Genomic DNA, 13,658 nt, shown 5'->3' with positions numbered 1-13,658 from the left:
CGTGGAATTTCAAGATGAAACGCAATTGCTGTTTTGACCCGTGATAGCGGGATTGGTAGGTTTGCTCAACTAAGCGGAAGGGAACATTCCGCAAACGTCGAAGGGGAAGACATGGCGGATGCATCTGGAAGCGGGGGGCTGGGGGCTCTCACACTTGGCGCTGTTGCCGGGGTAGCCGTGGTGCTGGGCGGAGTGGTGCTGTTCCAGCTGGGCGTGTTCGGCACCGGCCAGCCGGACGGCGACGCCGCGAACGGGCAGGCTGGCGGCCAGGCGGCACGCGGCAGTGAAGAGTTCACGGGCGACGGCGAGGAGTCGGGCCAGCCGTTGCAGAACCGCACAGCAAACGCGCCGGTGGACGCGGAGGATGACAGCGCAGCTGCGGAGGCTGAGCCGGTGGAAAACGCAGCGGTTTCAAAGGAGCCTGCGGCGGAGGAAACGGCGGTTTCCGTGGACCCAGACACGGCGGCTGCGGCTGAAGAGCCGCCGGTAACAGCTGGTGCAGAAACAGAAATCGCGCCGGTTGAAGGCCCTGGGGAGGGTGATGAGGTTGCCCTGGCCGCGCCCTCTGATCCTGCGGCAGATGAGAGCAAGGAAGACCTTTTTGTCCTGCAAGCACCGGAGCTGGATCTGGTGCGGGTGGATCGCGACGGCGCGGTGGTGATTGCCGGGCGCGCGCAGGCGGGCGTCCGGGTTTCGGTGCTGCTGGATGGCGAGGTTCTGGAGCAGCTGGAGGTTCCGGCTGGCGGCGAATTTGTCTCGCTGACCACCATTGCCCCAAGTGCCGATGCGCAGGTGGTGTCGCTGCTGGCAGAGCACGGCGGCCAGCAGAGCGCCTCAGGCGACACCTTCATTCTGGCGCCGGTCAGCCCGGCGGCGGCGGAAATAGCCTCTGGCGCGGGCACCGGCGTTCCGGCAGAGGCGGCAGCTGCCGCGCCCGCCTCCCCGGATCAGGTTGCGGTGCTGGAACCGGCGGCCGGAGCGGAAACAGCGCAGCCGGCTGCACCTGCAGTTGAGGCGGAACCGGATGGCGCTGGCGCAGCAGAAGACGGAACCGCAGAGGCCGCGGGCATAGCTGCGGCCGGCGACCAGCAAGGCACCGCACCGGCAGCGCAGACCCCGGCGGTTGCTGCTGACCCTGCCGCGCCGCAGCTGCAGGGCCAGGCTGTTGCCGTGCTGCGCGCCGGGCAGGACGGGATTGAAATGGTGCAGCCCGCGGTCCCGGATGATCCGGAGCTGAGCGACGAGGTGGCACTGGATGCGATCAGCTATAACGGTGCCGGCGCGGTGCAGCTGACGGGCCGGGCGCGGCCCAAGTCGCGGGTGCGGGTCTATGTCGACAATGCGCAGGTTGCCGAGATTGACACGGCTGACGACGGCCGCTGGAAAGGTGAGCTGGAGAATGTGCCACCCGGTCTCTACACGCTGCGCGTCGATGAAATCGAGGCGGGCAGCGGCAAGGTCGTGAGCCGCCTGGAAACCCCATTCAAGCGCGAGGCGCCGGATGCGCTGCCGCAGCCTGCGGGCGATGCCGCACCGGATCAGCCGGTGCCGCTGGTGCGGGCGGTGACAGTGCAGAAGGGCGACACGCTTTGGGCAATCTCGCAAGAGAAATTCGGAAGCGGCTTCCTGTATGTGCGGGTGTTTGAGGCCAACAAGGGCGCAATCCGCAATCCGGACCTGATCTATCCGGGGCAGGTCTTTACCATCCCCGATTAAACCCGGGAAAACGCGCCTTTGCGGCGCGTTTTTTCTGCCTGCCCCTCGCAAATCCGTGAACAGGTGAATATCTGAAGCGGTCTAGCCAGGAAACGCCATGACCCAGACAGACCAGGCGGCCGTGCCGTCCCAAGCAGACATCGCCAAGGAAGAGCGCCGCTCCGGCCTGCGCACCCTGCGTAAAGTAGGGCCGTATCTGTGGCCCGAGGGAAACCGTGCGGTGAAGGTGCGGGTGGTGCTGGCGCTGGCGGTGCTCGTGCTGGCCAAGCTGATCGCGGTCTATACGCCGATGCTCTACAAGGGCGCGGTGGACAGCCTGGCAGGCGAGGGCGTGCCGCCCCTGGCGCTGGGGGCGGTTGGCCTGACCGTGGCCTATGGCGTGTCGCGGGTCCTGACCACCGGCTTTCAGCAGCTGCGCGACGCGGTGTTTGCGCCGGTGGGCCAGCGGGCGCTGCGCCGCCTGGCGCTGGAGACTTTTACTCACATCCACCGCCTGTCGATGCGCTATCACATCACCCGCAAGACCGGCGGTCTCAGCCGGATCATCGAGCGCGGGGTGAAGGGCGTCGAGTTTCTCTTGCGTTTCATGCTGTTTTCCATCGGCCCGCTGATCCTGGAGCTGACGCTGGTCGCGGTGATCCTGACGGTGCTGTTTGATGCCTGGTATCTGGTCGTGGTGACCGTGACCATCGGGCTTTATGTCTGGTTCACCTTTGCCGTCACCGAATGGCGGGTGAAACTGCGCCGGGAGATGAACCAGCAGGACACCGATGCCAACCAGAAGGCCATCGACAGCCTGCTGAACTTTGAGACGGTCAAGTATTTCGTCGCCGAGGAGCGGGAAGCCGAGCGTTATGACAGCGCCATGCGCGGCTATGCGCGGGCGGCGCTCAAGACCGCCTATTCGCTGGCGGCGCTGAATTTCGGCCAGAGCGTGATCATCACCGGGGGCCTCATCGGGGTCATGGTGATGGCGGCCATCGGGGTGGAGCAGGGCAGGCTTACCGTCGGCGATTTTGTCATGGTCAACGCCTACATGATCCAGATCACCGTGCCGCTGAATTTCCTTGGCACCGTCTACCGCGAAATCCGCCAGAGCTTGGTGGACATGGGGGAGATGTTCGACCTTCTGGAACAGCCCGCCGATGTGAGCGACCGGCCCGGCGCCGGGAAGCTGAAGGTCAATGGCGGACGGATCACGCTGGAGAATGTGCGATTCTCCTATGATGCCGGGCGCGAGATCCTGAAAGGCGTCTCGCTGCAGGCGGAGCCGGGCCAGACCGTGGCGATTGTCGGCTCCACCGGGTCGGGCAAATCGACCATTGGGCGGCTTTTGTTCCGGTTCTACGACGTTACCGGCGGGGCGCTGAAGATCGACGGTCAGGACGTCCGCGACGTGACCCAGAAAAGCCTGCATCAGGCAATCGGCGTGGTGCCGCAGGACACGGTGCTGTTCAACGACACGATCCGTTACAACATCGCCTATGGCCGGGATGGCGCCACCCAGGAAGAGGTGGAGCAGGCGGCCCGCGATGCGCAGATCCACGACTTCATTGTGACGCTGCCGGAGGGCTATGACACCCAGGTGGGCGAGCGCGGCCTGAAGCTGTCGGGCGGGGAGAAGCAGCGGGTGGGGATTGCCCGGACGCTCTTGAAGAACCCGCCGGTGCTGCTGCTGGACGAGGCGACCTCGGCGCTGGACACCGATACCGAGCAGGAGATCAAGGAGGCGCTGGCCCGCGCCGGGCAGGGGCGCACGGTGCTGACCATTGCCCACCGGCTGTCGACCATCGCCGAAGCGGACCGGATCGTGGTGCTGGAACAGGGTGAGATTGCCGAAACCGGCACCCACGAAGAACTGCTGGCCCGGGACGGCCGCTACGCCCGGCTGTGGCAGCGCCAGCAGGCGGATCAGGACGCGGCCTGAAACCGGGTTTGGCCCGGGCCTGCTGCGTCCAACGAAAAGGCCGGTCCTGAGACCGGCCTTTTATTTTACTGATCTGCCGGAAGGCCTCAGAAGCTGCTCCAAGCGGCGTTTGCGGCCTGTGCGGGCATCGGAACGGCGTCGCCGAATGCGATGTCTTCGCCATGCGCGCTTGGGGCCGCAGGCGCCTGGGCGGATGCGGCGGGCGTGGCGGCGCCGGCCGCGCCGTTTATCCGGAACTGCCCCATCAGCTCCGCCAGTTTGCTGGCATCGGTGTGCAGCATGTGGCCCGCGGCGGTGGCTTCCTCGACCATGGCGGCGTTCTGCTGGGTGACCTGATCCAGCTGGCTGACGCCGGTGTTGATCTCGCCAAGGCCGGTGGACTGCTCCGCAGCGCCTTCGGCGATGTTGGAGACCAGTTCCGCAATGGTGTTGACGCGGGCGGCGATGCTGGTCAGCGCGTCGCCGGTCTTGCCGACAAGGTCGACCCCCTGCTTCACATGCGCGGAACTGTCGGTGATCAGCGCCTTGATCTCGGTCGCGGCATCGGCAGAGCGCTGCGCCAGCGCCCGCACCTCGGAGGCAACGACGGCAAAGCCCTTGCCGGCCTCGCCCGCCCGCGCCGCCTCAACGCCTGCGTTCAGCGCCAGCAGGTTGGTCTGGAAGGCGATGTCGTCAATCACGGAGATGATCTGGGCAATCCGGACCGACGACTGTTCGATCCCGGTCATCGCGGAGACCGCGTTGCGGACAACCTCGCCGCTGGCCTCGGCTTCCTGGCGGGCTTCCTGCATGGTGCGCTCGACATCGCGGGCGCCATTGGCGGAGGATTTGACCGAGGCAGTCATCTCCTCCAGCGCCGCGGCGGTCTGTTCCAGCGTTGCGGCCTGGCTTTCGGTGCGGCTGGACAGATCGTCAGAGGCGGAGCTGATCTCGGTGGCCCCGTTGTGGATGCTGCCGGTTGCCGCGATCACCTGTTGGATGGTGTCCTTCAGCGTTTCCACGGTGGTGTTGAAGCTGTGCCGCAGCTGTTCGTATTCCTCCGGAAAGGCCTCCTCGATGGTGCAGTCCAGATCGCGGCGGGACAGGCGCGAGAGATGGTCGTCCAGCGTGCCCACGACGGCGCCGCGGTTGGCGATGCGGCTGGCCTCGATGGAGGCAAGCCGGTCCTCGGCCTCGGCCAGGGCGGCGCGGGTTTTTTCCATCGCACGGCTCAGGCCGCCGGCTTCGGTCCGGTCGTTCAAATAGGCCGGTTCAAAGTCGAACTCCTTGCGCGCCAGCCGGTCCAGGTCCGCTTGCAGGCTGCCGAACTGCCGGGTGAAGGACAGGATCAGGCGCAGGCCCGTCAAACCGCTGAGGATCAGGGCAAGCGCAACCGCCGCCACGGTCACGATCAGCGCCTGGCGGGCTTGCGACGCCTCCTGCTGCGCGCGGGCCATCATCGCGTCCGTGACGGCGGTTTCTGCCGCCCGCAGGGAGCTGACCCAGCGCGTTGCCCGCTCAAACCAGTCTGTGACGGCGACTTCCGGGGCCGGGGCGCCGGGGCCTGCGGCCAGAACCTGGTCGCGGATGCCGGGCAGGCCGCTGGGGGCCAGGCCTGCGCGCAGATCCAGCGCCGGGAGGCTTTGGCCAAAGGCATGCGCGGCGATGTCCAGAAGCTGGCCCTCAACCGCGCCTGTGCGGGTGAACCAGCGGTAGGTTTCCAGGGAAAAGCTGCCCTGGCCGAAACCGGAGGCCCCGGCAGCGCGCTGCTGGCCTGCGGCTTCCTTGGCGTAGGCGAGGCTAACCAGCCCGGCGCCAAGCTGCGCCAGTTCGGCATTCTTGGGGTGCAGCAGCCGGATGCTGACATCGCGCAGGACACTGGCGATTGCCTCCGAATAGCGCGCGCCCATCTGGCCCGGCTGGAGCTGGCGGCTGGTCACGGCTTCGCGCAGGGCGGACAGCCCGTCCAGATGTTTCAAGGAGGCGGCGGCGGCCTGCGGCACCTGCCGGATGGCGCTGTCGGATTTGGCGCGGGCCTCTGTGAGCGCGCGGGAGGCCGCCGTGCCGCCGGAGGACAAAAAGACCGCAGACAGGCCGCGTTCGACCTGCAGGTCGTGAACGGCATTCATCAAGGCTACGGAGTCCCGCGTTCCGGACTCCGTCAGTTGCGCGTCCTGAAAGCGGTCCCAGTCCGACAGCGCCTTGAGGCCTCCGACAGCGGTTAATGCAAGAAGCGGGATTATGATCAGCGCCAGAATTTGCGAGCGTAGTGACATTCTTCTTTTTCCCAACCAGTAAGAAAACGCGGAGCGGCAGTATCCCGGCTCCTGCCGCTGCGTTGCACGCAGGGGCTAATAAACCGTGAACGGTGGAATTGGCCTGAAAACCTTTGAAATCACGCGGAAATTCCGGGCGCCCCGATTGCGACATCCAGCGGCGGCCGCTGACGCAAACCGGTGCAAAGGTGTGATCGGGAGTCATTTTTGCGATGCGCCGCCGGTCCGGGGATTTCTGGAAATTTCACGGTTTTCAGCGGGTTGCGGTCGAATGCTTTGAAAGCTGGAGGCGGGGAAGATTTTTTCCGGGTAAGCGCAATTTTCGGGAAAAATCTCCCCGGCGGTGCAGCAAGCTGCCGGGACGCGGTGCCTTTGCCGGTGCTATGCGGCGGGCTTGAGGCAGATTCGAAGGCTGAAATGAAAACGCCCCGCCAAATGGCGGGGCGCTGGTTATTCGGCGGCGCGCAGCCGGCCCTCGGAGGGAGGCGAAGGCTCATCGCCATCCTCGGCCTGCGGCTCCGGCTCCGCCGCGGCGGGAGTTTCGCCGCCCTCCCACAGGATTTCCGTGGTCGGCAGCGCGCGGGCCTTTTTGAACAGGCGCGAGTCCTGCGCGATCCGGCTGGAGCGGCCGCGGGTGAGGCGCGACAGCAGCCGGCCCAGGGCGCGCATGTAGGTGGAGAACCACACCCGGATTGCCAGCAGCGACGGGGTGACGACCAGGGTCAGCACGGTGGCGATGCCCAGGCCAAAGACCACGGCGGTTGCCAGCTGTTTCCACCACAGGGCGGTGGGGCTGTCGATGGAGTAGCCGCCGTTGATGAAGTCCAGGCTGACGCCGAACATCATCGGGGTGAGGCCCGCCATCGTGGTGATGGTGGTCAGCAGCACCGGACGGATGCGCGCCTCGGCGGTGCGGATGATCGCCTCGATCCGCGGCATCTGCTGGCTGAACTCCTGATAGGTGTCGATCAGCACGATGTTGTTGTTCACCACGATGCCCGCCAGCGCCACGATGCCGGTGCCGGTCATGATGATCGAGAACGGCTGCTGCATCACCATCATGCCGATCAGCACGCCGGTGGTGGACAGCACCACCGCCAGCAGCACCAGCACCGAGTTGTAGAAGCTGTTGAACTGGGCCAGCAGGATCACGAACATCAGGGCAAGCGCACCGGCAAAGGCCTTGGACAGGAAGGCGCCGGATTCCTCCTGCTCCTCCTGGTCGCCGGTCCATTCCCAGCCGATGCTGAGCGGCAGCGGGTCGGTTTCCAGCCATTCGGTGAGGACGGCAATCCGCTCGTTCGGGTTCACCGGGCTGATCTTGGCGCCATTGTCCAGCGCTGCCAGTACCGCGTCAAAGCTTTCCGCGCCGGTCAGCGTCACCAGCTCCATCACCCGGCCGTTCGGCGCGGTGAGGCTGTCGCCGTTGGCCGCCGTGCCTTCCGGCACTTCCTTCAGCAGGGCGAGCCGGGTCATCTCGCCGGTGTCCGGGTTTTCCACGATGACCTTGTTCAGGCCCGCCTCGACATCGGCCTTGACGTCATAGAACCGTTCCTGGCCGATGCGGTTGATCTTGGCCAGTTTCGGCACCGGCTGGCGGGAGACGAAGTTCGACAGCGGCACCAGCCCGTCGGAGGTGCGGACCTTGAGGTTGTCGAGCGTCGACAGCACCCGGTCCTGTTCCGGCAGGCGGACGCGGATTTCGATCTCCTCGTCGGAGCTGTCGACCCGCATGGTGTCCAAGAGGATGCCGCGGGTGACCAGCTGCACCATCGCGCCCACGGTCGCCACATCGGCGCCGTAGCGGCCGGCTTTCTCGACATCCACGTCGATCTGCCAGTCGATGCCGGGCAGCGGCAGGCTGTCTTCGATCAGGACCAGGCCGGGAGTGTTTTCGAACTTCTCCCGTGCGGTCAGGGTGGCGGCGGTCAAATCCTCCCAGCCGTCGCCGCGCAGGCGCAGATGCACCGGCTTGCCGGAGGCGGGACCCTGGGCCAGGGCGCGGACCTCAACCTCGAACCCGGGCAGCTTGGCAAGCTGGGCGTTCAGCTGGTCGATCACGGTGTTGCCGTCATAGTCCTCGGCGATGATTTCCTTCTCAAAGCCCAGGTATTTGCTCAGCAGCCCGCCGAACCAGCCGTCCAGCGGCTCGCTGTCGGTGGGGCGTTCTTCCCACGGGATGATCTCGAACTGGACCTGCCCGATGGTATCCGGCGGCAGCTGCGCGCCGGAGCTGTCGGTGTTGAGGCCGCCGTCGCCTGCAAAGGAGAAGACGTTGATCACCGCCTGGTGTTCCAGAATGACCTCTTCGGCGGCGCGGACCATGTTGTCCTTTTCCTGCAGCGAGATGTTGCCGCGGGCGCGGACATAGGCGGTGGCCTGTTCCGGTTCCGAGTCGACGAAGAATTCAACCCCGTAGTTGTTCTCGCTGAACATCGAGAACACGGTCATGATGGCGAAACCCACCGCGGCAATGGTCACCACCGGCATCACCGGGTTGCCTGCGATGAACTTGATAACGTGGCCGAACGGCGTGTGATGGTAGCCGGGGGCGACGTCCTTTTCCTCGCGCTCGATCTTGACGGCGCTGAGGGTGATGGACGCGGCAAAGGCGGCAAGGGTGAAGACCAGACCGCCGAACAGGACACCCGCCATCGGGCCGGTGCCGTCACCCAGCAGGTAGGAGGGGTTCAGCATCTGCATGGCGCCAGCGAACATGCCCCACATGGACACCGGCACCAAAGCGGCGCGCAGCCACCAGGGCGCCAGCGTCCGCAGCCCGTGGGAGGCACACTCGAACGTGCGGCTGATGCGGCCGGTGACGCCGCCCATGACGGGCAGGTAGATCAGCGCCACCACCAGCGAGGCCGAGAGAACGAAGATCAGGGTCACAGGCAGCATGCCCATGAACTCCCCCGGAACGCCGGGCCAGAACAGCATCGGCAGGAAGGCGCAGAGCGTGGTCGCGGTAGAGGAAACGATGGGCCAGAACATCCGCTGCGCCGCCTCGACATAGGCGTGCATCGGGCCGGTGCCTTCCTTGATCCGCTTGTCGGCGTATTCGACCACCACGATGGCGCCATCGACCAGCATCCCGACGGCGAGAATCAGGCCGAACATCACGATGTTGGAAATCGAGATGCCCATCAGCGCCAGCAGCGCGAAACACAGAAGGAACGACGTCGGGATAGCAAAACCCACCAGCAGCGCCGCCCGGCTGCCAAGCGCCGACAGCACCACGATCATCACCAGCGCGATGGCGGTCAGAACCGAGCCTTCCAGCTGGCTGACCATCGATCCGACAACCCGGCTTTGGTCGTTGGAGGTGCCGACCTCAACTGCGGCCTGCAGTTCCGGCGGCCATTTGGACTTGGACTCTTCCAGGGTCGCCTTCACCAGGTTCACGGTGTCGATCAGGTTGTAGCCCTTGCGCTTGACCACCTGCAGGGCAACCGTGTCCTCGCCGTTGAAGCGGGCGGTGCCCTCCCGGTCCTCGAAAGTGAAGTTGATCTGTGCCAGCTCGCCCAGCTTGACCACCCGGTCGCCATTGGTTTTGACCGGCAGCTGGTAGATGTCCTTCACATCGTCAAAGGAGGAGGGGATCTTGACCGAGAACGCGCCTTGGCTGGTTTCCACCTCGCCGGCGGCAATCAGCTGGTTGTTGTTCTGGACAACATTGATCAGCTCAAGTGCTGTGACGTTATAGGCTTCCAGCCGCAAGGGGTCGATCAGCACCTCGACCATCTCGTCGCGGTTGCCGGCGATACCGGCCTCCAGAACCGCATCCAGCGCCTCAAGGTCGTCCTGCAAGTCTTTGGCGATACGCGCCATTGTCCGCTCCGGCACGGCGCCGGTCAGGTTCACGATGACAATCGGGAATTCAGAGAAGTTGATCTCGGTGATCGAGTATTTCTCGGCGCCTTCCGGGAATTCGGCCTCGGCTTTGTCCATGGCGTCGCGCACGTCGGCCATGATGGCGGTCTTATCCCAGCCGAATTCGAACTCCAGCGCCACCCCGGCATAGCCCTCGGCGGCGGTGGAGGTCATTTTGTCGAGCCCGTCGAGGTCGGCAAGCTCGGTCTCCATCACCTTGACCATCAGGGATTCGGCGTCCTCGGCGGAAATGCCGGGGAAGGGGACGGAGATGAACAGGGCCGGGATTTCGATGTCCGGCTCGCCCTCCTTGGGCAGCATCGAATAGGCGAAGCCGCCGACAAGCAGCGAAATTGCGATGAAGGCGAGGACCATCCGGGCGCGGCCGGCGGCCCAATCGACGATGCCAATCACTGTTCAGTCTCCCGGTAGGTGGCCGCCACGGCGACGCCTTCGGTCACAAAGTCCTGCCCCACGACGATCACATCCGCGGTTTCGGGTAGGCCGCCCAGCCAAACGCCGTCGGCCTCATCCCGCAGCAGCTGCACGGGATAGAATACCACGGTGCTGTCGTTGCCGACAACGCGCACGCCCAGCTGGCCCTCGTTGTTCAGCGTCAGCGCCGATTGCGGCAGCTTGTGCGCCAGCGAGCCGGCCGAGGAAATCGCGATGTCTGCGGTCTGGCCGTCACGGATGCTGAGGTCCGGGTTCGGCACAGTAATCTCGACCTCAAAGGTGCGGGTCGTGGGATCGGCAGACCGGCTGAGGAAGGTGACCTTGCCCTGAACCGTCTGGCCGGTGGACAGTTCCGCACCTGCGGTTGCGCCCAGTTCCACCTTGTTGACCTCAGCCTCCGGCACGTAACCCACCAGCTTGATGGTATCGAGCTGGATCACTGTGCCGCAGAGGCTGCCGGGCTGCAGCAGGCTGCCCAGTTCGGCCGTGTCGCTTTCCAGCAGACCCACGAAGGGGGCGGTGATGGTCAGCCGGTCCAGTTCCTTTTGCGCGGCCGCAACCGCGGAAATGGCGGTGCGTTCTGCGGCTTCGGAGGCGGCCAGACGGGTTTCAGAGGCATAGCCGCCTTCGGACAGTTTCGAGGCCGCGGTGAGGTTGATTCCGGCTTCTTTCAGCCGCGCCTGCGCTTCCTGCAGCGCGGCGTTGCGGGTGCCGGGATCCAGCTGGCACAGCACATCGCCCTTCTTAACATGGGTGCCCTTGCGCAGCGGCTCGGAAATCACGGTCGAGGTGGTTTCGGCCCTCAACTCCACCTGGCGGATAGCCTGGGTCTGGCCGCGCAGGATCACCGCGCTGCCGATGGTGCGCGCCTTGCTTTTTAGCGCTACAACCCCCACACGCGTCTCCTCCGCCTGGGCCAGGGCTTGGCCTTTGCCCTCCGCCGTTTCGGATTGAGCGGCGTCCGCGGCATCTTCGCCGCGGGCAAAGGCCATCAGTTCGTCACGCTGAATGACCACCATATACAGGCTGGCTGTCACCACCACCGCGGTCAGCATCGGAATGATACGCATGTCGGGCCTTTCCTTATTTCTGTCAGCTCCCTGTGTGCTGTGCTCTGGTGCCGCCGGGCGGCAGGGCCTGATTACAAGGAGAGTCGCGCGTATGTGATAGGCCTGATATAGGATATGTCCATTCTAAACTAAGTGGTTTAGTTCACATTTCTTGCATTTGCGGCGCAAATACGGATGTTTCTGATGCAAACGGGCCACTTGGCTTGGCGTTTGAGCCGGGGTAAGAGGGGCGCGACGCATTCAATACCGGCAGGGGCGCAGGCCCGGGCCGCGCATACCAGGGGCTTTTCATGAGCGATACCGACAGCTTTATCGACGAGGTGACCGAAGAGGTTCGCCGTGACCGGCTCTTCCTGATGCTGAAGCGCTATGGCTGGATCGGCGGCGTGGCTGTGGCGCTGATCGTCGGCGGCGCGGCGTTTCGCGAATACAACAAGGCGCAGGAGCGTGCGGCGGCTGAGGATCTGGGCGACCAGATCACGGCGGCGCTGAAGGTTGAGGGCAGCGAAGATCAGGCCGCGGCGCTGGCGGCGGTGACAGCCCCGGGTGCCGGCGGCCACGCGATCGCTGCGATGCTGGAAGCGGGCGCGCTGGCCGAAGCAGGCAAAACCGCCGAGGCAGCGGCCCGGCTGGAGGCCGTGGCCATTGATGGCGAGCTGCCGCTGATCTACCGCCATATCGCCAGCTTCAAGGCCCTGTCGCTGCAGGCGGAGACCCTCAGCGTGGCGGACCGCCGCCTGCAATACGAAGCCCTTGCGCAGCCCGGCGCGCCGCTGGCGCTGCTGGCGTCCGAACAGCTGGCGCTGCTGGACATCGAAGAAGGCAACAACGACGCTGCGATTGCCCGGCTGCGGGATATTGCGGCCGATGCCGCCGTAAGCGGAGACTTGAAAGACCGCGCATCTCAGGTGATTGTGGCGCTCGGCGGCTCCCTGGAGGGGGACGCTGCGCCAGAGGGGTAGGGCGCTCCGCGGATGGGAACTTGCGGAAGACTACGGCAGACAGGGCAGGGCAATGACAATAACCAAGACTTTCTCCCGGGCACGGGGTCTTCTGTGCACAACCGCAGCTTTGGCCGTGCTGGCCGCCTGCGGGGAAGAGGAAATCATTCTGCGCGGCGAGCGCGAGGATATCCGGCCCGGCGCTGCCGTGGAGGTGGTGAACCAGGCCCGTCCCATTTCGCTGCCTGCGCAGGCAGCCAATGCGGAGTGGGCCCAGGGCCATGGCGCCGAGGCGGGCCGCACCGCGCATCCGGCCCTCTCTGCCGCGCCGCAGCGCATTTGGTCTGCCCGGATCGGTGAAGGCGACAGCCGCCGCCAGCGCATTACCGCGACGCCGGTGGTTGGCGGCGGCCGCATCTACACACTGGACAGCGGGGCACAGGTGTCCGCAGTTTCGCCGCAAGGCCAAGTGCTGTGGCAAAGCGAACTGATCCCGGCGGCGGATGATGAAGGTCAGGCGACAGGCGGCGGTTTGGCCTATGACAACGGTGTCTTGTATGTCTCCTCCGGCTTCGGGGTGCTGACGGCGCTGAACGCCGCTAACGGCGGCCTGATCTGGCGGCAGGAACTGGGGGCCACCGGCTCCGGCCAGCCGCGGGTCAGCGGCGGGCTGGTCTATCTGGTGGCGGGCGACGACACCGGCTGGGCGGTCAACACCAAGGACGGCCGCATCGCCTGGCAGATCGAGGCCTCGCCCTCAGCCGCCAACGTTCTGGGCGCGCCGGCGCCCGTGGTCACCAATGATCTTGCCATCTTTGCCTTTGGCTCCGGCGATCTGATCGCCACCTTCCGCCGTGGCGGCCTGCGCCGCTGGAGCGCGTCGGTGGCCGGCCAGCGCGTTGGCCAGACGCTGTCGCGGATCAGCGATGTGACCGGCGCGCCGGTGGTTGCGGGCAAGCGTCTCTATGCAGGCAACAACTCGGGCCGCACCGTTGCCATCGACCTGGACACCGGCGACCGCCTGTGGACCGCGCGTGAAGGCGCGTCCGGTCCCGCCTGGCCCGCGGGCGGGAGCCTGTTCCAGGTGAGCGACCTCAACCAGCTGCTGCGCCTGGACGCGGGCACAGGCGAGGTGATCTGGGCCGTGGACCTGCCGGGTTTCGTGAAGGACAAGCCGGGCAAGCGCGGCAAGATCTATGTGCATCACGGCCCGGTTCTGGCGGGCGGGCAGATCGTGCTGGCCTCCAATGACGGTCTGCTGCGGTTCTTCAACCCGGTGAACGGCAGCCTGACCCGGACCGTTGAGGCGCCGGGCGGCGCCACCACCGCGCCGGTGGTTGCGGGACGCACGCTCTATGTGGTTTCCTCCAACGGTGAATTGCTGGCATACCGCTGATCCGTGTTTGCGGGTGGCGGATGC

Annotated in this window: 7 protein-coding genes; 4 read left to right on the top strand and 3 right to left on the bottom strand. The window is 65.7% G+C overall.

The features are described 5' to 3' along the window. Nucleotides 1-111: 111 nt before the first annotated feature. Nucleotides 112-1,716 (top strand): LysM peptidoglycan-binding domain-containing protein, encoded by a 1,605-nt coding sequence (locus R2C4_RS09855; protein ID WP_244940814.1) that lies wholly within the window; start codon nucleotides 112-114, stop codon nucleotides 1,714-1,716. A gap of 97 nt (nucleotides 1,717-1,813) precedes the next feature. Further along, nucleotides 1,814-3,643 carry an ABCB family ABC transporter ATP-binding protein/permease gene (locus tag R2C4_RS09850; protein WP_058287107.1) on the top strand — a complete coding sequence of 610 codons (1,830 nt, stop codon included), beginning with the start codon at nucleotides 1,814-1,816 and terminating at the stop codon, nucleotides 3,641-3,643. Between the two features lie 86 nt (nucleotides 3,644-3,729). Here R2C4_RS09850 and R2C4_RS09845 read toward each other — a convergent pair whose 3' ends face one another. The 3 genes from R2C4_RS09845 to R2C4_RS09835 all read right to left on the bottom strand — a co-directional run bounded on the left by R2C4_RS09845 (nucleotide 3,730) and on the right by R2C4_RS09835 (nucleotide 11,297). After that, nucleotides 3,730-5,898 carry a methyl-accepting chemotaxis protein gene (locus R2C4_RS09845; RefSeq protein ID WP_141890497.1) on the bottom strand — a complete coding sequence of 723 codons (2,169 nt, stop codon included), beginning with the start codon at nucleotides 5,896-5,898 and terminating at the stop codon, nucleotides 3,730-3,732. Between the two features lie 450 nt (nucleotides 5,899-6,348). Then, the gene (locus R2C4_RS09840; RefSeq protein WP_141890496.1) at nucleotides 6,349-10,185 is read right to left on the bottom strand and encodes an efflux RND transporter permease subunit; all 3,837 of its coding nucleotides are present in this window, start codon (nucleotides 10,183-10,185) and stop codon (nucleotides 6,349-6,351) included. Further along, nucleotides 10,182-11,297, bottom strand: a complete 1,116-nt coding sequence (locus R2C4_RS09835) for an efflux RND transporter periplasmic adaptor subunit (protein ID WP_141890495.1) — start codon at nucleotides 11,295-11,297, stop codon at nucleotides 10,182-10,184. The genes R2C4_RS09840 and R2C4_RS09835 overlap by 4 nt, the downstream gene beginning before the upstream one ends. A 290-nt stretch (nucleotides 11,298-11,587) precedes the next feature. On the opposite strand from R2C4_RS09835, the gene R2C4_RS09830 reads away from it, so the two are divergent. Then, the gene (locus R2C4_RS09830) at nucleotides 11,588-12,259 is read left to right on the top strand and encodes a hypothetical protein (protein ID WP_141890494.1); all 672 of its coding nucleotides are present in this window, start codon (nucleotides 11,588-11,590) and stop codon (nucleotides 12,257-12,259) included. Nucleotides 12,260-12,311: 52 nt separating this feature from the next. Beyond that, nucleotides 12,312-13,634 carry a PQQ-like beta-propeller repeat protein gene (locus tag R2C4_RS09825; protein ID WP_141890493.1) on the top strand — a complete coding sequence of 441 codons (1,323 nt, stop codon included), beginning with the start codon at nucleotides 12,312-12,314 and terminating at the stop codon, nucleotides 13,632-13,634. Nucleotides 13,635-13,658 lie beyond the last annotated feature (24 nt).

Source organism: Leisingera aquaemixtae, assembly GCF_006740765.1.
GTDB lineage: Bacteria > Pseudomonadota > Alphaproteobacteria > Rhodobacterales > Rhodobacteraceae > Leisingera > Leisingera aquaemixtae.
Note: the sequence above shows the minus strand (reverse complement) of the source record. Positions and strands in the feature narration are given on the sequence as shown.